Raw genomic sequence first — 19,457 nt, 5'->3', positions numbered from 1 at the left:
CATCTGTGAATTGGAGTCATCACTCTTCGGAAGGAGGAGAGCAAGCGATGAGTTACAGTTCCGCGACCCTGCTGGTGGATTTCGCCTACGCATCCGCCTTTCTACTGGTGGGCAAATTCCTGCGCACAAGGGTCAGGTTCTTCCAGGAGTTCTTCGTGCCGTCCAGCCTCATCGCCGGTTTCCTGGGGCTAATCCTGGGTCCAAACGGATTCAACCTGGTGCAGTTCTCACGCGAAATGGGCGCCTACTCAGGACTACTGATAATACTCGTATTTGTTTCTGTGGGACTTCGCGGGTTCGACTTCTCCGTGAGGCGATGGAGGCAGGACATCGAGCGAATCGGAAGCTACATGTGCTTCAGAGAAATCGCATACATGAGCCAGTACACCCTGCCAATGGTTTTTGCCTACTATATCCTGAGTCCCGTGTTTAGTGGACTTCATCCTGGTTTCGGAATGACGCTGGGGGCGGGATTTATTGGAGGGCACGGGACCGCCGCGGCTATCGGGAATACGTTCGCCAAATACGGCTGGGCGGATGCGACCGACCTGGCCATGACGTCGGCTACTATCGGTATCCTGACAGGCGTTTTCGGCGGCGTAATACTCATAAGGTGGGCAGCCAGAAACGGCATAACCAGATACATCAAGGATTACGGGAACCTGCCTGACGAATTGCGCACCGGATTGATACCCGCAGGGATAAGGGGCGATATTGGAAAAGAGACCGTTTCTCCTCTGTCGATCGACCCCCTAGTCTGGCATTTCGCGCTGGTGCTGGTCCCCTCGGGCATAGGGTATCTGCTGGCGGGATTCATCGCAAAACAGTGGGGCCTGAACGTGCCGTCCTTCTCGGTGGGTTTCCTGGTAGCAGTCCTGATGTACTACATGCTTAGCCTGATCGGAGCCAACAAGTACGTAGATGACAAGGTCATTTCCAGGATAGGAAGCTCGGCGACCGACTTCCTGGTGTTCTTCGGAATCGCAGCCATAAGACTCCCCGTTGTGGTCAAATATGCAGCACCGTTCGGATTACTGATCGCACTGGGCATATTGCTCGTAGTGGGAGTATTCCTGTACTTCGCACCCCGCCTGGTAAGGAAAGACTGGTTCGAACGGGGGATCTTCGTGTACGGCTACGCCACAGGGGTTTACGCCATTGGGTTCATACTCCTGAGGATCGTCGACCCCGACATGAGGTCCAGGACCCTCGATGACACAGCGATCCTGTCTCCGTTTTTCGTCCCCGTTGACCTGCTGGTCATATCCACTGCTCCGATACTACTCTCCACCGGAAGATTCTGGACGATGGTGGGTCCGGCGTTTGCCTACCTGGCATTCTTCTTGCTCCTGCCGCGGATAATGGGCTGGTGGTACGCCAAGTTGCCCCTGGCAAGGCACGATCCGCCCCGGGATTGAGGCGAAACTGGATGCGGGTGTATCTAGAAATGGGAGGTAAGAATGGTGAAGGGGAAGAGGGTTAAGTTCCTGTACCTGTCCGAACCGGACATGATCAAGGCTGGCGTGCTGGACATGCACAAATGCGTGGAAACGATGGTGGAAACATTCGAGCTCGTGGGGAAAGGCGACTATCTCATGGGCGGCCCCGGCGAGAACCATCACGGGATGATGATCTATTTCCCAAAGGAGCGGCGGTTCCCCAATATGCCCGTAGCCGGGCCGGACAGGCGCTTCATGGCGATGGTCGCATATCTGGGCGGGAGGTTCAATGTCTGCGGCGAGAAGTGGTACGGTTCAAACGTGGAGAATCCCACCTGGGGGTTGCCGAGATCCATCCTCCTGGTGGTCCTGAACGACCCAGCAACGTCAGAGCCGCTGGCCATCATGTCGGCGAACCTCATCAGTGCCATGAGGACCGGAGCCATTCCGGGTGTGGCCGCCAGGTACCTGGCGCGGAAGAACTCCGAGGTGATCGGCATCATCGGCGGCGGAGTGATAAGTAAGGCCTGCCTGATGGCGCTGGTTGACGTGCTCGAGAACGCCAGGGAGGTCAGGGTGTATGACATAGTCAGGAGTAAGGCCGAGGAATTCTCGAAGCAGATGAGTGAGCAACTGAAGGTGGACGTACATCCCGTGGACAGTATGGAGCAGGCTGTCGTGGACTGCGATGTCGTCAACGTCGCTACTGCCGGCGAGGCAATGCCGTACGTAAAGACCGAATGGTTGAAAGAGGGATCGATGCTGTCTCTCCCCGCCGGTATCAAACTCGACGAAGAACTGTTGCTTACCTCAAAAGTCGTGGTGGATAACTGGAAGATGCACGCGGCCTGGCGTGACGAGCTCGAGGAATATGAGAAGGGCAGCTCGAAGACCAAAATAGTCCTCGGCACTTCCTACCTGTTCAAGTTGATTGAGGACGGGAAGATATATGAGAGGGACATCGTGAGTCTCGGCCAGGTGGCCATCGGAGAGAAACCGGGTCGGGTTAATGACAAAGAGAGCACGGTGTGTATGATGGGAGGAATGCCTGTAGAGGATGTCGCCTGGGGCTACGCTGTCTATCAGGAAGCCCTGAGACAGGGCATCGGCCAGGAATTGACGTTGTGGGAGGAGCCTTACTGGTTCTAAGCCTCATCTCGGCGGCTGCATTCAAGGTTGCAAGTGATTAGCGGGCCAGATTCTGAGACAGGCCGAAAACGCCAAGGCGTGGTTATTCACGGTCCTAGCTTTTCTACGCAAAAGCCTCGTTTAAGGCACTTCCTCAATCTTTGACGCCAAGACCGCACCTGGTAGATTGTCGTCAAAGACTTCCTTTGAGCTATCATCCCAGAAAACGGTTGTTCCCCGCCAGTACCAGCCGAACTGGTCTGATGACAGGAAGAACGCCTGTTGTTTGGCGACTTTGTTCATCAGGGTGACGCCTGTCTTGTAATCGACGTAGATCCCAAGCAGAGCCGGTTCCTTAGAAAGGCTGTAACGTGCCGTGGCTTCGGGCGGCGCATCGATCTGAAACGATCCGTCCTCTTTCACGATCACCTTCACCGTCGATCTGCCGTCCAACCGCCAGCCCCTGCTCTCGGTTGCAGCAGCAGGGAACACACTCATGATACCAGAAACGCTCTGGGGAACACTGAACTCGACAACCAGGCTACCTGTCTTTCGCTTCGCTTGCTCTGCCAGATGCAACATAAAAGACTCCCTGAAATCGGCGCTGCCCACCCCAAAAGCAGTACGGAAAGACTCCTCATGATTGCCGTTTTCCTTTAGGAAAGCCAGATACTTGGTAACGCCAGATGGTCCATACCATTTTACCAGCAGGTCTACTGCAAGATACGATTGCGCGTGATTGGGATACGCATCTATCTGTTCGTAGACTGTCCTGTAATCCTCAACCAAGGGCTGCACCGTACCATCTGCGACTCTAGAGAGCACCTGTTTCCGAACTTGATGCCAGTAACTGTTTCCCCGCGGTGAACCAACCTTCAGACCTGTGACCGCATTGGCTGCGTACTCTGCAAGTCCCTCGTTTAACCATGCAGGCATGGACTTCGCTAGCCCAGTTTCGCGAAATAGAACGTGGGCGAGCTCGTGTGCTACAGTATGGGAGATTTGATAAGGATCCCTTTCCTCAACCAGAATAGATGTCTGTTTTCCGGCCAAGCCGACAAGGCTTCGCGCCGCTTTTTCGGCCTGTTCCCCACCAGGAGTTCCCAGATCGATCATCTGTTGTAGCCAAGTTCCCCTGTTGCCAAAAGCCCAGATGAAGGGCATGTCCACCTTGAAACCAAGAAATCCGCATACCTTCTGCCACTGCTCAAGTGCAATTTCTTGAACTACCTTGATTACCTCATCGGCTACATCATAACCGGCAATCACCGGAGCTTTCCCAATCACAACCGAACGGAGATTCGGATTCCACCAGACCTTCTCGCCAAGCGCTTCAGAGACCACTCGCAGTGGGACCATCGTACGACCGTCGATAATCAGCGGAGGAACTTCGCTCTGTATATACCGCCCATTGACATACAGCTCAACCGTCGGAAAACCTTTATAGTGCCGTGGAGATGCATGAGCTGCTGGTACGCAACCGAATAGTATGGCAACTGCCAGGCCGACTAGGGCAGCCTTGCGATACACTCAGACCCCTCCCACACACAGTCTCTGGCCGTAATTCCCCTGAGATCCTTCTTCTTCCTTCATAGGCAAAAGGGCGGCTTCATTCGTTTTTATCGAAGTAAAGTCCGTATACTGGTGTAAAAATGGGTAGGCGATGGTAGCAGCAGGAAAGGCCGCCCTCCCTCTGGTAGATGAACGGTTGACGAAAACCCATCACCGGAGGTGTGGTGGCTTAAGGGCAGGGGACTCAGAGGGGTGGACCTGGTGGTCTCGGACGACCACAAGGGCCTGGTCAAGGCCATTACGACGCACTTTCAGAGCGCAACCTGGCAGCGCTGCCAGACGCACTTTGTGCGGAACATCCTGGATGCCTGCCCCAAGTCACTGCAGGGAGAACTACATGGGCGGCTGAGGCTCGTCTGACGAGGCCTGGTCTACCGGCCACCGTTAAACCTCCCTTGGCCCTTGAACCTGATCTGGATAATGCCAGCGTAGGAAAGTGGTGACCGATTTGGACCAAGGCCGCTCGGCGGGCAAGATTCTGGGGGGCCGGCGTCGAATACGGCTTGCGCGAGCCCGGCAACGGGCCTTTGGAATTCATGGCCAGGAGAAGAGACTCGACAGCGCATGAAGCGAAATGCTGTGGGGAGAGGGTGTTGAAATGGGACCCGTGAACCCTGTCAGAGTCAGGTTTCTCGGCAGTGGGGATGCGTTCGGCAGCGGAGGGCGCCTGCCACCTGCATCCACATCGAGTCGGGGGGAGTCCAGTTCCTGCTCGACTGCGGACCGTCGTGTCTGCCTGCAATGCGCCTGTCCAACATCGATCCCAACCAGGTCGAGATGGTCGTTCTGACCCACCTTCATGGCGATCACTTCGGCGGTCTGCCGTTTCTCATTTTGGACGCCAAGCTGATCAGCCGGCGCACGGTGCCCCTCACTGTCGTGGGTCCCAGTGGCACTGAGCAGAGGGTGTATCAAGCCATGGAGGTATTGTTCCCGGGTTCCTCGGGTGCCGACAGAAGGTTCACACTACACTTCGCAGAACTCGAACCGGGCAGGCCGTTTGAGCAACACGGCGTGAGAGTGACTTCATTCCTGGCAGATCATGCGTCTGGAGCGCCCGCCCTGGCCGTTCGCGTTGAGTGCGGGGGCAAGGTCATTGCCTACACCGGGGACACGCAGTGGACGGACAACCTGATTCCAGCAGGACGGGGGGCAGACCTGCTGATTGCCGAGTGCTACTTTCATCACAAGAAAGTGAAGTATCACCTGGATTATGAAACGCTCATGGAGCATTCTGGCGAGCTCGGGGCCAAGAGACTGGTCCTGACGCACATGAGTCAAGACATGCTCGGAGCGCTCGACGAGGTTGACTGTGAATGGGCCTGCGACGGGCGAGAATTCGAGGTGTAGGCATGAGGTGACGACTGCCGGACCGGTAGCAGGAGATTCATGTGGCAAGGCCCTGGGAACAGGCCATGTACTGAGCGTTCGCCGTCGTGGTTCCCGCCATGAAGGCTCCCATCGGGTACAGCCATCCCAGGAACGGGGGGGCCACGTTGATCGCCGCATGCACGGCCAGGTAGTCCGGCTTGACCGTGCCCGGCTTCACGAGACTGACAAGAGCCACGAACCCGAGGTAAGGGAGGAACGCGTACGGCCCCTTTGTATGTTTGTTCGGTGTCCTTCACTATGAAGGACTTGGCAATGGGGGTTCGGAGACGCGGACATAGGGCCAGGCGCGAGATGAGGTGATTTGGGTGGAGAATATCCCCTGGGAAGACGCCACAAACACCCGCAGGTCCACACGAAGCTATGAGGCGCGTGAAGTCGACGAGGCGACCATGTCCAGGCTCAGAAGCTTTGTGACCGGCCCGAAGGTTCCACGGGAATGGCGTGGTACAGGGTGAACGGGCGATTTGCATCACGCCGCTTGGATACTGTCCGTTGGAACCCGGCGGCGATTCCTGTCGTCCAAACAGCAGAGAATTCGACAGAAGGAGACAACAGATGCGCAAAGCACTTGCACTACTGGTCACAACAGCGATCGTACTACTCCCTCTCAGCTCACCAGCCAGAGCAGCAGTCCCCCCCTTCAAACTGGGCAATGAGGTGCTGTACAGTCGCTACCATCATTTGATTAAAGGCAAGCGGGTCGGACTGATCACCAATCAGAGTGGAGTGAACAGCCAGGGGCGCAGCACCATCGACGTCCTGGCCAGCGACCCATCGTTGCAGCTCACGGCCCTCTACGGGCCCGAGCACGGCATCGATGGCAAGGCGAGCGCGGGCGCTTCGGTGGAGTCCTATATGCACCCTACCTTGAACATCCCGGTTTACAGTCTCTTTGGCGCAACGCGTATGCCCACCGAGGCTATGCTGAAGGACATAGATGTACTCCTGTACGATGTGCAGGACATCGGGGCCCGCACCTATACGTATATTTCCACGCTTAATTACGCCATGAAAGCGGCCAAGCAGTACGGCAAGCCGGTCATCGTGCTCGATCGCCCCAACCCGCTTGGCGGCGAGACTGTCGAGGCGCCCGTGCTGGAAGACGCCTTCGAGACTTTTGTTGGCGTCGATAACCTGCCGATGGCGCACGGGATGACCGTTGGAGAGTTGGCTCGCTTCTTCAACCGCGAAATCGGCGCCAATCTGACAGTCGTGCCGATGGAAGGCTATACCCGCGACGTGATCTACCAGGACACGGGGCTTCCGTGGGTGGCCACGTCGCCCAATATACCGGACATCGATTCAGTGTTCGGTTACATGGCGACCGGCCTGGGTGAAGGGACCGGCATCCATCAGGCAGACAGGTTCAAGTGGATCGGCGGCAAGGGCATCGATGCCGAACGCTTCGCCGAGTTGCTTAAAGCCGCAAATCTGCCCGGCGTGAACTTCATTCCCGAGGTGATCGGAACGGACGGCGGCGTCAGGTTGCAGATTACCGACTACCGCAAGTTTAACCCGGCCAGGACAGGCCTCTATGCGCTGGCCTACGCCAAGCAGTTGAACAACTTCACCGTGCCCAGGAGCGGCTCGACCCCTGCCAGCGTGGTCATGTTCGACAAGATCATGGGCACCAACCGGGTGGGAGAATGGCTGGAGCAGAGACTCTCACCACAGGAGATGGAGAGTCGCTACGCAGCCGAGCTGGCGGCGTTCAAGGAGCAGCGCCAGCAATACCTGATCTACGGGTATGCGGGTAAGCCAGGGCAGATCGGTGTCATCGTCAACAACGTCCCGGTTTTCTTCGACTCAGAGCCCTACATCGACGGAAGCAACCGCACCATGGTTCCGCTGCGTGCAATCGCGGAGAGCCTCGGTGCGCTGGTGCACTGGGATGGTGACCGCCGGCTGGTCACGATCGTCAAGGGTGAGTTGACGGTCAAGTTGACCATCGGCAGCAGGACCGCCGAGGTGAACGGCCTGCGGAAGTCCATGGACACGGTTCCTGTCATTCGGCAGAACCGCACCATGGTGCCACTGCGTTATGTGGGTGAGTTCCTGGGCGCTTCCGTAGACTGGGACGGCGCCAGCCGCACTGTGACAGTGGACCTCGCCCATGGTTAGCCAGGGAGCTGCAGGGAAAAAGAGGGGCGTCCACCCATACTGCAGGTAAGGCCCGGCAGGCAAAACAATAGTCCGGGGCAAGTGGACTTGAACCAACGGTTTCATGGTCCCGAACCATGCGCGGTCTCAAATCGATGTATTGTGGAGTGTCCCATAATGCCGTCTGCCTGGGGCGATTCCACACGCAATTCGCAAAGTGTCACCCAGATCCATCACTTTCCGGGCGGTGCGTTAGCAAAATGTTTGCAGACGCAGCGACTCACATTGGCAACGATACGTGGTCATCCGAAGCAACAAGCCCGTGCAGTGGAGACGCTCTACTGCAATTACAGCCGGGGTGTATCACGGTCCTATCCAGAGGAGTTCGACTTCATCTTGCGCTCGGAGTTCGGGGTCTCCTGTCACCAGGGCCGCGCCCAGTTGCCTCGCGAGGGCCACACCAAAGCAATCAGCGTAGGACATCCGGTATGCCGCTTTGTAGTGCGCCGCCTGGAGAGTCACCTCACGGGAGGCGTTCACCTGCCTGACCGGAAGGCCGTCAATGGTCGCCAGCGCTATCTGAGCGGCCTGAACTGATTCCTCCCGTTCGATGATGTAGAGAACCTCGCCCAGATTGACCATACACACACTGAGCAGAGTGTCTCCACGCCTCGCCCGTTCAAGAAGATCCGCCACGACTGCACCGCCGGCCTCGCCCTGCAGCCATGCCAGAATAGCATAACTGTCAAGGACATATCGGGGCTTGGTCTTGCCGTTCATGGTTCGATCTCTCTGTCCCTTTTGCGCTCCTCCAATAGGCTCTGGGTGAGCCTGCGGCCCTTGAGCATCCCAAATCCCTGCTTGATGGGGTCCCTTGAAACAGGCACAATCCCCATGACTCCGCCGTAGTCCACGAAGCGGACTGCGGCTCCCTTCGCCAGCCCGTACTTGTTCCGCAACTCCTGCGGGATCACGACCCAGCCCTTTTCTGACACGCGGCGGGTATCCGGATCATTGGACATCTGTGTTTTCATCGGGAAGCCTCCCTGTTACACTGTCGTCATCACCAGTATAACCGGCACCCGAATGCGGCGCAATGTCAATCCACTTGAGGGTCTTGCGATAAAGGCTCTTTGGGCCCTTTTGGGCGTCGGCAAGACCGTCTCGGTTCACGGTCCTGTGTCGAGTACGGCGCTAATCCGACCATTAGAGGCTCAGATTCACCTGCTCCCCGAGCCCTTGTCCAGATTAGCCGACACGTCGCCCTTGGTTCTCTCCTTCAGGCTGTTTCTCTGATTTTTCAGGTCCTTTACGCCGCAGCCATCTGCACTATCCGCCTGAGGTCTGCCCACTTCTCCCGCTTAGCCATCGACAGTGCGCTGGCCAGCGTCACCAATAGGCTTCTCACTTTTGGACTGGCTACGCAAGACGGGCATGGAGAAGAACGCCGATTTCCTCAGGGAGTCGGTACAGGTGCTGGCCCAGGCGCTAATTGACCTCGAAGTTTCGAAGAGGTCCTAGAGGCCGAGATGGCGGATCACCTTGGCTATGCAAAGCACAGTCCTGAGGGAGACAACTCGGGGAACAGTCGCAACGGGTACAGCAGAAAGACTCTCAAGACGCGCCAGGGTGAAATGGACGACCTTCCATCATCCACCAAATGAAAAACCCCGCGAAGCATCGCGGGGCTGCGCTTTCACTATGGTGGGCGGTAGAGGAGTTGAACCTCTGACCTCATGCATGTCAAGCATGCGCTCTAACCAACTGAGCTAACCGCCCTCATATCTGGAGGCGACACCCGGATTCGAACCGGGGATAAGGGTTTTGCAGACCCCTGCCTTGCCTCTTGGCTATGTCGCCACAAATTACTGGAGCGGAAGACGGGATTCGAACCCGCGACCCTCGCCTTGGCAAGGCGATGCTCCACCGCTGAGCCACTTCCGCTCGATAATGGTGCCGCAGGCCAGAATCGAACTGGCGACACGCGGATTTTCAGTCCGCTGCTCTACCTACTGAGCTACCGCGGCACTATGTGCTGCCCGGTTGTCAAGCACACAGCCTGCGTGTCGCTCCATAACCGCTGCTGTGCAAAAGATATGATAGCATACGCCGCATGCGTCGTCAAGGAAGCGGACAAAGGCCCGGGAAAACAGAATCCCGGCCGTTTACCTGGCCGGGCTGGATTTCTATGGCGGAGGCGACGGGATTCGAACCCGCGGTCTCATGCGTGACAGGCATGTATGTTTGACCGGCTACACCACGCCTCCGCGCTTTTACTGCGAACGCCTAACCCCAGCGTGCGAGGCGGCAGACTCCGCGAACCTTAGTATACAACAAAGGGGAATGCATATCAAGCAGTAACCTGCATACTTCATTTTACCGCGTGGGGGCGCGGGGCGGACGGGCGCTGGGAAGCCTGAGCGTCACGCCGTCGGGCTCGTCCGCGCGCCCTACTCAAGGGCGTCATTGAGCAGCACCCAATGCAGGTGGTCCTCCCACCTGCCGTTTATCTTGAGGTACTTGCTCGCCAGGCCTTCGTTGTGAAAACCCAGCTTCTGTACCACTCGCAGGGAAGGCCTGTTCGAGGGCATGATGTTCGCCTCGATCCTGTGAAGGCGATAATCGTTGAACATGACGTCGATCCCTTTCCTGACGGCCTCCGTCATGTACCCCTTGTTTATCTCGTCCTTGTCAAGCTTATACCCGAGGAAGCACGACTGAAACGAACCCCTCACCAGCTCATTGAACGCGACCAGTCCTATTACCCTCTCGGCGCAACCTTTCTTGAAAACCCACAGCCTCAATGACGTCCCGTTCAGGAAGCCAGCGAGGTCATTCTCCAGGATCTTCTCGTGGAATTCCACGGTGAAGTAGGTTTCGTCCCTTAGCGCCTCCCAGGGTCTCAGGAATTCCATGTTTCGCAAGTGATAGTCCAGCACCAGCCCAGCGTGTTCCACGCCCAGCATCTTTAGGATCAGCCTATCCGTTTCATAGACGCTCTGCATAGGGGCGCCTCCAGTGATGCGCGATCCTGTCAAAAGGACGGGTGGCGTTCCTCCACCGAAGAGCCGCCACCCTGTCTACGACTACATAGAATACACCAACTAATAGGTATTGTTGTCTGAAATGGTGGGCGAAACAGGATTTGAACCTGTGGCCCCCTGCGTGTAAGGCAGGTGCTCTAACCGCTGAGCTATTCGCCCATGCTGCACGACCTAGTATACAATACCGCGAGGTCGTCGTCAAAGTGTCACCGGCTTGAGGCACACTCTCCTCCCAGCAGTACGTCCATTCCGTCGCGCCTTCGAAACCCGCGTCGCGGAGCAGCGACTTCAACACAAGTGTGTCCACCCTTCAGGCCGCAGTAGCTCCTCGGCCTCGAGTTCTTGCCTGTTCTCGATGGGCATGATGCTCCCGGTGGGGTTGTGGTGCATGGGGATCACGAAGATGATCTTGGGCCGGTGCTGGCGCAGCAGTCGGCCCACTGAATCGAGGGCGATACCCTCCGGCATCACCACGTCACCGGGGTCCACAAGCGTCTCGGCGACCAGACTCACACCCTGCTGCGCGCCCGACGTGAGGATGACCTCTCGGCAGGCCTCCGGCCCCGCGGGTGGCAATCTGCCCTGCGATGTACCTGCGCAGCGGTCCATACCCCCCTGTATCATCGACCTCATCCGGTCGGCAACCTGCAGGTACAGCGCACGGGACCCGTCGTTGTTCAGGTTGAAGTGCATGCAGGAGCCCTCCTACTATTGAGCGTCCTACCGTGGCGAGCCTCCACGGCGAATCGGGGTTTCGAACGTCCGGGAACCCGGGTTGTGCGTGCGGCCACGCCTTCTCGAGTTCCCATAGCTTCGCCGCCGCGGACTATGCGCCTGTAGTCGCGGGAAGCGCCTTTGGCAGCGCGATCGAGAACCTGGAGCCTTTTCCGGGCTCGCTTTCGACCCAGATACGCCCACCGTGCACCTCGACCAGGTGTTTCGCTATCGCAAGCCCGAGTCCGGTGCCTCGGGGCCTCGCCGTGCGCGCGGCCGACGCCCGGTAGAACCTCTCGAATACGTGCGGCAGGTCCGCGGGATCGATTCCCATCCCGGTGTCCTCAACGGTAGTCACGTACTCCGTCCCGGCGTCGAGGACGGCGAGCCTCACGATCCCACCCTTGGGGGTAAACTGGATGGCGTTGTTGAGCAGGTTTGTGAGCGCCTGACCGATACGGTCGGGGTCGATCTTTGTTACCATCCGGGCGTCCGGTATGTCTGTCTGCAATTCGACGCCCGCCTTGCCGGTCGCTATCTGCACGCTCTCCGCCGCTTCGCGGGCCACGCGGCCAAAGTCGTCGAGCACAACCTGCAGTCCGAGCCGCCCGGACTCCAGCCTGGTGTAGTCGAACAAATCGTTTATGAGGCGGTTTAGCCGCCTGACTTCCTCGTAAGCGATTTCAAGGTAGTGCCGCGACCGCTCCTCTCCCTCAACCACGCCGTCAAGGAGCGCCTCGATGAAACCCTGCACCGACGTCACAGGCGTCCTGAGTTCGTGGGATATGCTTGACACGAAATCGCTCTTCATCTTCTCGAGTTCACTCTGCTCCGTGACGTCGCGGAAAATCACGAGGACGCCTGGTCTGCCCGGCCCGGTCGAGTATTGGACCGACCGGACGTCGTACGTGGCCTTGCCGGCCGAGTATTCCGCGGCGAGCTCCTGCTCTCCGGCGACGGCGCGGGCGAGCATGTCCGACAGCTGCGGGTTTCCTACGCACACCCCGAACGGTTGTCCGACCACACCCGCGGCCGAGACCCCCAGAATTGCCTCCGCGGCTGGGTTAACAAGGGCAAGTGAACCCGAAGGATCGAACGCGATAAGGCCGTCCTTCATGGACGACAGCACTGCGTGCATCCTGGATTTCTCGGCGGAAAGGCTCGAGACCAGCGAACCGATTTCGGCTGCCATGCTGTTGAAGGCGTTCCCGAGCGAAGCCACCTCGTCGACCCCCGAGACCCTGACCCTCTGCGTCAGGTCACCCGATGCCAGGCGTCGTGCGGCTGAGGACAGCCGGTTCAGCGGACCACAGATCGTCCCCGAAACGCCATACGCGATCGCGGCGGCGATTATCGCCGCCACAGCGCCCGCCCACCCCAACAGCGGCAGAAGCCGTCGGCTGGCGTACTGGACGGCCCCCAGCGGTCGTGCGAGCAGCACGACGCCTTCCACCGCGCCCGATTCCTTGATTGGATAGGCGACGACGACCGAGGTTTCGCCGAACAGCGGTATCGCAGCCCCGCGTGGCTTGCCGTCCTGGACCGCGCCCTTGATCAGGTTCATTACCTGCCTCGAACCGAGTGCGCCCGTGGCATCGCGAAGGCCCTGGCCGGCGTCCCTTGACGAGGCCAGCACGGTCCCGTCGTTGGAGAGGACGAGGACCGACGCGTCGGCGAGGTTGGCGGCCAGTTTGATGAACCGCTCCCTGAAGTTCGATTCGCGCGCGACTCGCGCGATCTCCTTGCCCTGCGATATGAGCGTCTCCTCGGCTACCCTGACGGCGTACCTGCGGGTGAGTTGCTGCAGCGACAGTGTCAGCGCAAGCAGCGCCACCAGCGCCACGAGGATGTACGTCGCCAGGAGGCGTGACCGGATCGACCTGAACATCAGCGTCGCACCCCGCGGAACTTGTACCCGACCCCCCACACGGTGATTATGTAGCATGGCTCGTCCGGGTCGGGCTCTATCTTCTCGCGCAGCCTCCGGACGTGGACGTCGACGGTCCGGAGGTCGCCGTAATAGGCATAGTCCCAAACCTGCTCGAGGAGGTTCTCTCTCGTGAAAACCTGATTGGGCCTCGACGCGAGGAGCCACAGGAGGTCGAACTCCTTCGCTGTGCACTGGACCGGCTCGCCCCTCACGGTTACCTCGCGGGCAGTCCTGTTGACGGTGAAGTCGGGGAACTCAAGCACGTCTTCGGCGGCTGCGCGACTCCGCCGCAGCACCGACCTGACCCTGGCGAGCAACTCCCTCGGGCTGAAAGGTTTGGTGACATAATCGTCGGCGCCCGTGTCCAGTCCCTGGATTTTGTCGCCCTCTTCGCTCTTTGCCGAGAGCATGATCACGGGGGCGTCACCCAGCGACTTCAGGCGCGAGCACACCTGTATCCCATCGATTCCCGGCAGCATGACGTCGAGGACAACCAGGTCCGGCCTGAGCTCGTCCGCCAGGGCCACGGCCTTCTCGCCGTCCTCGGCCTCGTGTACCTGGTAGCCGTCCTTCTCGAGGTACAGCCTCACGAGTTCGCGGATATTGGCTTCGTCGTCCACAACCAGCACTTTCGCAGGCAAATCGAGTCCCTCCCGGAGTCTCCTCCCAGTCCATCCTAGCACAGCGCAGCCGGGGCATAAAGAACCGCCACCCCTGTGGCACGGGGTGGCGAGCCGGACCACGCTCCGGCACCTTTCAGCCGGCCGGGGGACTCGTGGGGCCGCCCCTTCTGAAGATCCTCTTGCGAATATTGAGCGCTATCCAGGTCACGGCTCCGAGTATGACCAGCACCGGCGCGGTGCCCATTAGAAACACAACGAGTCCGGCCCCCGCTGCAACGAGGTGGTTAACGGTGGAGACGAACGCCGAAGCGCCGCGCGACCAGGCTGACCCGAGTGGCCTGGTAGAGACGTTTTGACTGGCAGCCGGCGTCTCACGCAAGGCGACCGTGATCGTGGATATCTCCACCCTGTTCTTGAGGAACCGGAGCCTCCCCGACAGCGAGTCGCACTCCTGGCCGACCCTCTCCAGTTCCTTCTCGATCTGCAGGATTTCCTCGACCTTCTTGGCCTGGGAGAGGATCTCGCGAAGCCTCTTCTGCTGCTCCTTGAGGTTGGCGATCCGCGACTCGAGGTCGATGTACTGCTCGGTCACGTCCTCGGTAAACACCCTGCGGTTGGTGATCTTCCCCAGCGACTCCACAGCCTGGAGCACGTCGAGGAACCGCTCCGAGGGGACCCTGGCCGTTATCTTGGCGAACCGCTCGTCTCCGCTGCGTGAACCGGAGGACGAGTCCTGCACGTACCCGCCCGCCTGCTCGGTCTTCAATTCGATCTGGCGGAGCGCGTCGGCGAGGTTCTCCACGTCGATGGACAGGTCGGCGTTCTTGATGATCTTCCGGTCCAGCGAGGCGGCGTAGACCGTCGAGTCAGCCGGCCCGGCCTCACCCTTGCCCGTGGTAGGAGGCTTTGCCGGCGCCTGCGGCGACTGCGCTCCAGGCGGAGACGAGGCCGGGCGGGAGGACTGTCCCATCCCCGGGGCGCCACACCCAGCCAGAGCGAGCATCATCAGCACGAGGCCGGCGGCCAATGCGAGCCGTACGAGTCCGCGGCCGCGGACAGGCTTCACGAAAACCGGTATGATCTGGTCCACAACATCACACTCCCCGGCACGTTGTCACACAAGTACTGACGGAGTGAAGCAGCCAGGGTTCCAGTGACGATGCAAACCCGTCGTGCTATTTTCCGAACTTCTCGAGGAAGTAATGCCACGCGCTCGTGCTCACGTGCTTCTCGCCCTTCTCGTCCTTGCCGCCCACCTCGCCCGGCGTGAGCGGCCGGAAGCCGCCCAGCGCCGTCGCAATCAGCTGTCCGTAATCATGGCAATGTACGCAGCGTGCAACACGGTCATCGGTTTGACCGGACCCGTGCAGGACGGGCTTATCGGAAGGCCCTTCTCCATCTTGAGTAACAAGTTGCCGGGCAATTTCGGTTTTCCAGTCGCTACGTCTATACGAGAATAGGGGTCCTGCCACCGACGAAATCGTAACCGTCAGGTGAGGCCTGTTGGTCAACCGCGTCGACAAAGCCGGGCTTGACCAGGTTGTCCATCGAGCACTTCGCCCACACCGGGACTTTGACCGTTAGCGACTACGGCCGGACAACGCGTGACAGGCTACACAGGCGATGCAATACTGCCCGCCAAGGAGGGTCCTGGCGGAACACGACGAGCACGAGGATTGGGCGAAAATGGAAGGGCCCTGCAGCAGGGCCCTTCCATCAGCATCCGGTCGCCGTGTAAGCCGGCGAGCAGGATTCTCAGGCGGTCCGGAAAGCCTGGCGGACGCCCTCGTGCCCGGCGCCCGTCAGGGTTTGGCAATGAACATCTGGGTGAAAAGCAGGCCGTACCTGCTGCTCTTCGCGACGCCGATACCGATGTGAGTGAACATGGTGTTGAGTATGTTCGCCCTGTGTCCCGGGCTGTTCATGAGCCCGTTGTGCGCCATCTCGACAGTGGGCGCGCCGGCGAGGTTCTCACCCGCGGCCCTGTAGGTTATGCCCGCCTTCTTCATCATGTCGAACGGGGAACCGTACGTTGGAGAGAGATGGTCGAAATAACCCTTGTCGCTCATGTCCTGGCTCTTCAGCCTGGCCAGCTCGACCAGCCTCATGTCGATCTCCAGCGGCTTCAGCCCGGCCGCGACGCGCTCCTTGTTGACGAGGTCATACATCTGCTTCTCTTCCGCAGTCAAACCGGTAGGCGCGGGCGGTGGCTCGGGCTTCGGATCAGGCGGCTGCACGGGCGGTGGGTCAGGGTTGGTGGGCGGCTGCGCGGGCGGTGGCTCGGGCCTGGGGTCCGGCGTAACCGGTATCCTCACCCTGAACTTGCGGTACACCGCGTTTCCGGTGACCGGGTCCCGGTATCGCATGACTATGTAGCGGTACGACCCGGATGAGCTTGTCGAGGCGCGGGTAAGCGACTCGCCCGACAATCCGCTCGGCGACCCGCCGGAGCACTCGATTACGCGCCCCTGGACGATTGTGACGGTGGCAGCCGCGGCGGGCATGGCCGCTAGACACGCAAGCATCGCCGCGACAACCAGGATGCCGACTGCCTTGGCCGTCTTTCTCAATCTCCATCCTCCCTTCGGTTTGGGCCCCGCGGGTGGCAGGGCCTGGGTAGCTTCCTACGAGTTACATCCTACGCCGTATTCTGTATACATTACAAACCGCATCTAGCACCAAATTTGTTCCAGTGCGGTGTTATGCGACCCACTTATGTAAATGCATGGTCCTGCTGGAGGATGGTGGTCACTCAGGAAGCCATGCTGCCACCTGTAAGAAAAAGGAATGGCCGCGTCGCTGCGGCCGTTATCGCACGGGGGCCCGCGACTACTTACGTATTCGCAGGCCGAGGCCATTTTCTGACCTGATATGCTGTTCTCCGGGTCTACCCTAACCTCTCGGCATGCAGTCGCTCCTCACAAGATGCGCGAAGATGAACCCAATCCTGCCATCCGCCAACCTCACTCTGAACCACTGGTCCTCCATGCCCACTATGACGACCTCAGTACTCCTGGTCAGGGTGGCAATCGGCGCCCCTTCGGTACTCGCCGTCGGCCTCACGTTCACATAATCGCCAGTAATGACGCCCATGCAGACCGCCTCGACCGCGATTATCTTGACGACGATCTGTACCTGCCTGGTCTGGACGATCCTGGCCGTTATCTTCAGGACGATCTGCACGGCGATTGGGTCGCCCGTTCCGACGTCGTAGGACACGTGCTCCACGTCGACCTGCACCGTGGCAGTCATGTCCTTCTTGGCTTCGGGGATGTGCACGAAGTCCGCGAACGCGACGTCGTGGCGGACGACGTGCACGGTCTGTCCGGGCACGAGACCTTCGTACACCGTCTTCAGGTGGATGACACCCTCGATGAGAACCTTGCGGTCGATGACAGTGACCCGCTGGATCTGAATCGAGGTCTCGTGTTTGACCACCGACACCACATCCGGCTTCTCTTCCGGAATGTCCAGCACGCTTTGCACGATGGCCTGCTTGGTCCTCTCGGCGAGTACCTCCTGGATGCGTACGAGTTCCTTCTCCAGGTTGCACCCCGGCGGCAGGTCCTTGACGTCGGTGACGACCTCGAGCAGGCGGGTCTTGGTGGCCTTCACATGCACCCTGAGGACGACTCTCGCCACGATGACCCTGCCGTTGCCGATGATCTCGAACGAAGCGAACTCAACGTCACAGTCCGCGGTCACAGTCATGTCGGGTTCGAGCCCGGGTATTTCGACGAATGCCTCAAAGAATCCCGTCCCGTGGACGACGTGCACAGTCTGGTATGGCGAGTCACTCTCGTAGATGATGCGCGCGGTGATCTGGCCCCTGACAACGGCCTTGCCGTTGATGATGTCGATGTCGGTGATCTCGCACTCGGTCACAGAATCGATCACCTGTAGAGCGTTCGGCTTGACGTCGGGAAGCACGATCTCCGTGCGCGTCACTATCTGCGTCTCTTCTTGCCCGACGATGTCCTCGGCGCGGAAAACGTGCTTGGTGACATGCACTCCCGCGATGCCCAGGACGTCGGTGACCACCTTAAGGCAGGTCGGCTTCAGGACCTTCGCGCGTAGCCGGATGATGGCCCTGACCTGGACACGCCTGCTGGGCGGGGAAATCACCTCGAAAGAAACGCTCTCAATGTCCACCTTGGCGTCAACGGTCATGTCTTCCTCAGCGCCCTCGACATGCACGAAGGTGCTGAAGGTGACGTTAGCGTGGAATACGTGCACCGTCTGCTCGGGAACGGCCGCTTCGTACACCACCTTGAGTTGCAGGACACCTTCGACTATGACCTTGTCCGTGATGATCTCGACTTTGGTGACCTCGACCTCTGTAATGCTGTCAATGACCTGCACAGCCGGCGGCTTGATCTCCGGGATATCGACCTCGCTGCTGATGTTTATCTGGGATGTCTTTTCACCGATGACCTCTTCGAGCTGGAGGAGTTCCGTGATTACTTTGCAGCCGCTCATGTTTGCGCTCGTCATTCCGCTCATCGTTCCCCTCCTTTCTTCACATGGAAGGATTATGTCTACACAGGCCTCTTCAGTAATATATATTCCGTGCCCCCTCCCTTCGCCACAGAACGCCGCCACGCACCACGCGGCCGCAGCATAGGATGGAGAAGCAGGCCGATGACCTGAGGGGGGGTCCCCCGTGACGGTGGGAGATGGCCCTGACTCCAGTGTATGCGCCGTCATCCCGGTGCGGAACGAAGAAGACTCCATCGTCGCCGCCGTGTCCAACGCGAAGGCGGCTGGGGCCGGTGGTGTCCACGTGGTGGTTAACGGGTCGAGCGACCGGACCGCCGGGGTGGCGCTGGGAATCTGGCCTCCGGTGAGTGTCCACGTGTTCGCCGAGCCACTCGGGGTCGACGTGCCGAGGGCGATCGGCGCCGCGTTGTGCCTAGCGGGTGGCCGGTTCTCAGCCGTGCTATTCCTTGACGGGGACATGGCTGGGCCCGTCGGCAGGTTGATGCGGGGCCTGGTCGAGCCGGTCGCGCGGGGCGAGTTGGACCTGGCGCTCACGGACTGCACGGGGGGTGTTGTTACGACTGCCGCCAGGGGCTGGCGCGGACTGTTCGCCGAGGTCACGGAGGCCAGGCTTGAGCTCAACCGGCGCCTGGGGCTGGTCAGCCTGATCGGAGCGGCCTCTCCCTCCCACGGGCCGTTCGCCTGTTCGCCCGAGCTGCTGCGCCGCGCAGGACCCATTCTGTTCGCCGTGCCGCCATGCCTTCTGGCCGTCGCGGCCCTCAACGGGCTACAGGTGGGCGTAGGGATGCGGGTCAGGCACGATGCGCTCGGTTCGCCCGACCGCGGGCCCGAGCACGCGAGGATGATCGCAGACACCATCATCGGGGACTGCGCCGAGGCGCTCGCGTACTTTGAGGGACTGCCCAGGACGCGGGCGTACGAAGGGCGTGCCCGCGACGGGCTCAATCCGTCGCGACGGGCCGATATATTGGAGAGGGCCGTCCAGTCCATCCTGGCGAGTTAGTGCCAGCATACG

Annotated in this window: 16 protein-coding genes, 6 tRNA genes, 3 pseudogenes and 1 riboswitch; of the genes and pseudogenes, 7 read left to right on the top strand and 18 right to left on the bottom strand. The window is 59.8% G+C overall.

Going from position 1 to position 19,457, the window contains the following annotated elements:
• Positions 1 to 47 precede the first annotated feature (47 nt).
• On the top strand, positions 48 to 1,418 hold the full coding sequence (locus HPY55_13005; GenBank protein ID NPV71536.1) for a sodium:glutamate symporter: 1,371 nt from the start codon (positions 48 to 50) through the stop codon (positions 1,416 to 1,418).
• Between the two features lie 45 nt (positions 1,419 to 1,463).
• Positions 1,464 to 2,588, top strand: a complete 1,125-nt coding sequence (locus tag HPY55_13000; protein ID NPV71535.1) for an ornithine cyclodeaminase — start codon at positions 1,464 to 1,466, stop codon at positions 2,586 to 2,588.
• Between the two features lie 120 nt (positions 2,589 to 2,708).
• On the opposite strand, the gene HPY55_12995 is transcribed toward HPY55_13000, so the two are convergent.
• Positions 2,709 to 4,070 (bottom strand): hypothetical protein, encoded by a 1,362-nt coding sequence (locus HPY55_12995; protein NPV71534.1) that lies wholly within the window; start codon positions 4,068 to 4,070, stop codon positions 2,709 to 2,711.
• Positions 4,071 to 4,307: 237 nt separating this feature from the next.
• Between HPY55_12995 and HPY55_12990 the strand changes: the two are divergent.
• Both HPY55_12990 and HPY55_12985 read left to right on the top strand, forming a co-directional pair.
• Positions 4,308 to 4,496: pseudogene (locus tag HPY55_12990) on the top strand (IS256 family transposase).
• 30 nt (positions 4,497 to 4,526) lie between these two features.
• Positions 4,527 to 4,591, top strand: a riboswitch (TPP riboswitch).
• Between the two features lie 146 nt (positions 4,592 to 4,737).
• Positions 4,738 to 5,489, top strand: a pseudogene (locus HPY55_12985) (MBL fold metallo-hydrolase).
• A gap of 37 nt (positions 5,490 to 5,526) precedes the next feature.
• Here the strand turns inward: HPY55_12985 and HPY55_12980 are convergent.
• Positions 5,527 to 5,706 carry a hypothetical protein gene (locus tag HPY55_12980; GenBank protein NPV71533.1) on the bottom strand — a complete coding sequence of 60 codons (180 nt, stop codon included), beginning with the start codon at positions 5,704 to 5,706 and terminating at the stop codon, positions 5,527 to 5,529.
• Positions 5,707 to 6,086: 380 nt separating this feature from the next.
• Between HPY55_12980 and HPY55_12975 the strand changes: the two genes are divergently transcribed.
• The gene (locus HPY55_12975) at positions 6,087 to 7,652 is read left to right on the top strand and encodes a DUF1343 domain-containing protein (GenBank protein NPV71532.1); all 1,566 of its coding nucleotides are present in this window, start codon (positions 6,087 to 6,089) and stop codon (positions 7,650 to 7,652) included.
• 342 nt (positions 7,653 to 7,994) lie between these two features.
• On the opposite strand, the gene HPY55_12970 is transcribed toward HPY55_12975, so the two are convergent.
• Together HPY55_12970 and HPY55_12965 are read right to left on the bottom strand one after the other, a co-directional pair.
• Positions 7,995 to 8,411, bottom strand: a complete 417-nt coding sequence (locus tag HPY55_12970; protein ID NPV71531.1) for a type II toxin-antitoxin system VapC family toxin — start codon at positions 8,409 to 8,411, stop codon at positions 7,995 to 7,997.
• Positions 8,408 to 8,665: an AbrB/MazE/SpoVT family DNA-binding domain-containing protein gene (locus HPY55_12965; GenBank protein NPV71530.1), complete on the bottom strand. Its 258-nt coding sequence runs from the start codon at positions 8,663 to 8,665 to the stop codon at positions 8,408 to 8,410. The genes HPY55_12970 and HPY55_12965 overlap by 4 nt, the downstream gene beginning before the upstream one ends.
• A gap of 468 nt (positions 8,666 to 9,133) precedes the next feature.
• On the opposite strand from HPY55_12965, the pseudogene HPY55_12960 reads away from it, so the two are divergent.
• Positions 9,134 to 9,265: pseudogene (locus HPY55_12960) on the top strand (IS256 family transposase).
• 68 nt (positions 9,266 to 9,333) lie between these two features.
• On the opposite strand, the gene HPY55_12955 reads toward HPY55_12960, so the two are convergent.
• The 14 genes from HPY55_12955 to HPY55_12890 form a co-directional block, all read right to left on the bottom strand.
• Positions 9,334 to 9,410: transfer RNA gene (locus tag HPY55_12955), tRNA-Val, on the bottom strand.
• A gap of 7 nt (positions 9,411 to 9,417) precedes the next feature.
• Positions 9,418 to 9,491: transfer RNA gene (locus HPY55_12950), tRNA-Cys, on the bottom strand.
• Between the two features lie 9 nt (positions 9,492 to 9,500).
• Positions 9,501 to 9,575: transfer RNA gene (locus tag HPY55_12945), tRNA-Gly, on the bottom strand.
• Between the two features lie 7 nt (positions 9,576 to 9,582).
• Positions 9,583 to 9,658: transfer RNA gene (locus tag HPY55_12940), tRNA-Phe, on the bottom strand.
• 162 nt (positions 9,659 to 9,820) lie between these two features.
• Positions 9,821 to 9,898, bottom strand: a tRNA-Asp gene (locus HPY55_12935).
• A gap of 183 nt (positions 9,899 to 10,081) precedes the next feature.
• Positions 10,082 to 10,636, bottom strand: a complete 555-nt coding sequence (locus HPY55_12930; protein ID NPV71529.1) for a GNAT family N-acetyltransferase — start codon at positions 10,634 to 10,636, stop codon at positions 10,082 to 10,084.
• Between the two features lie 122 nt (positions 10,637 to 10,758).
• Positions 10,759 to 10,834, bottom strand: a tRNA-Val gene (locus tag HPY55_12925).
• 129 nt (positions 10,835 to 10,963) lie between these two features.
• On the bottom strand, positions 10,964 to 11,368 hold the full coding sequence (locus HPY55_12920) for a hypothetical protein (protein ID NPV71528.1): 405 nt from the start codon (positions 11,366 to 11,368) through the stop codon (positions 10,964 to 10,966).
• A 133-nt stretch (positions 11,369 to 11,501) separates the two neighbouring features.
• Entirely contained in the window at positions 11,502 to 13,277 is a 1,776-nt protein-coding gene (locus HPY55_12915; GenBank protein NPV71527.1) for a HAMP domain-containing protein, read from the bottom strand.
• Positions 13,277 to 13,960, bottom strand: a complete 684-nt coding sequence (locus tag HPY55_12910; protein ID NPV71526.1) for a response regulator transcription factor — start codon at positions 13,958 to 13,960, stop codon at positions 13,277 to 13,279. Before HPY55_12910 ends, HPY55_12915 begins: the two co-directional genes overlap by 1 nt.
• A gap of 115 nt (positions 13,961 to 14,075) precedes the next feature.
• Positions 14,076 to 15,032: a DUF4349 domain-containing protein gene (locus HPY55_12905; protein NPV71525.1), complete on the bottom strand. Its 957-nt coding sequence runs from the start codon at positions 15,030 to 15,032 to the stop codon at positions 14,076 to 14,078.
• Between the two features lie 85 nt (positions 15,033 to 15,117).
• Positions 15,118 to 15,453 (bottom strand): hypothetical protein, encoded by a 336-nt coding sequence (locus HPY55_12900; protein NPV71524.1) that lies wholly within the window; start codon positions 15,451 to 15,453, stop codon positions 15,118 to 15,120.
• A 291-nt stretch (positions 15,454 to 15,744) separates the two neighbouring features.
• On the bottom strand, positions 15,745 to 16,467 hold the full coding sequence (locus tag HPY55_12895) for a sporulation protein (protein NPV71523.1): 723 nt from the start codon (positions 16,465 to 16,467) through the stop codon (positions 15,745 to 15,747).
• A gap of 367 nt (positions 16,468 to 16,834) precedes the next feature.
• Positions 16,835 to 18,445 carry a DUF3794 domain-containing protein gene (locus tag HPY55_12890; protein ID NPV71522.1) on the bottom strand — a complete coding sequence of 537 codons (1,611 nt, stop codon included), beginning with the start codon at positions 18,443 to 18,445 and terminating at the stop codon, positions 16,835 to 16,837.
• Positions 18,446 to 18,605: 160 nt separating this feature from the next.
• Here HPY55_12890 and HPY55_12885 point away from each other — a divergent pair, with 160 nt between their 5' ends.
• Positions 18,606 to 19,445 (top strand): glycosyltransferase family 2 protein, encoded by an 840-nt coding sequence (locus HPY55_12885; GenBank protein ID NPV71521.1) that lies wholly within the window; start codon positions 18,606 to 18,608, stop codon positions 19,443 to 19,445.
• The last annotated feature ends 12 nt before the right edge of the window (positions 19,446 to 19,457 follow it).

The sequence above is a fragment of the Bacillota bacterium genome (genome assembly GCA_013178305.1).
Lineage (GTDB): Bacteria > Bacillota > Sulfobacillia > JABLXB01 > JABLXB01 > JABLXB01.
The sequence above is the reverse complement of the archived record's forward strand: the minus strand, read 5'-3'. Positions and strand labels throughout refer to the sequence as shown.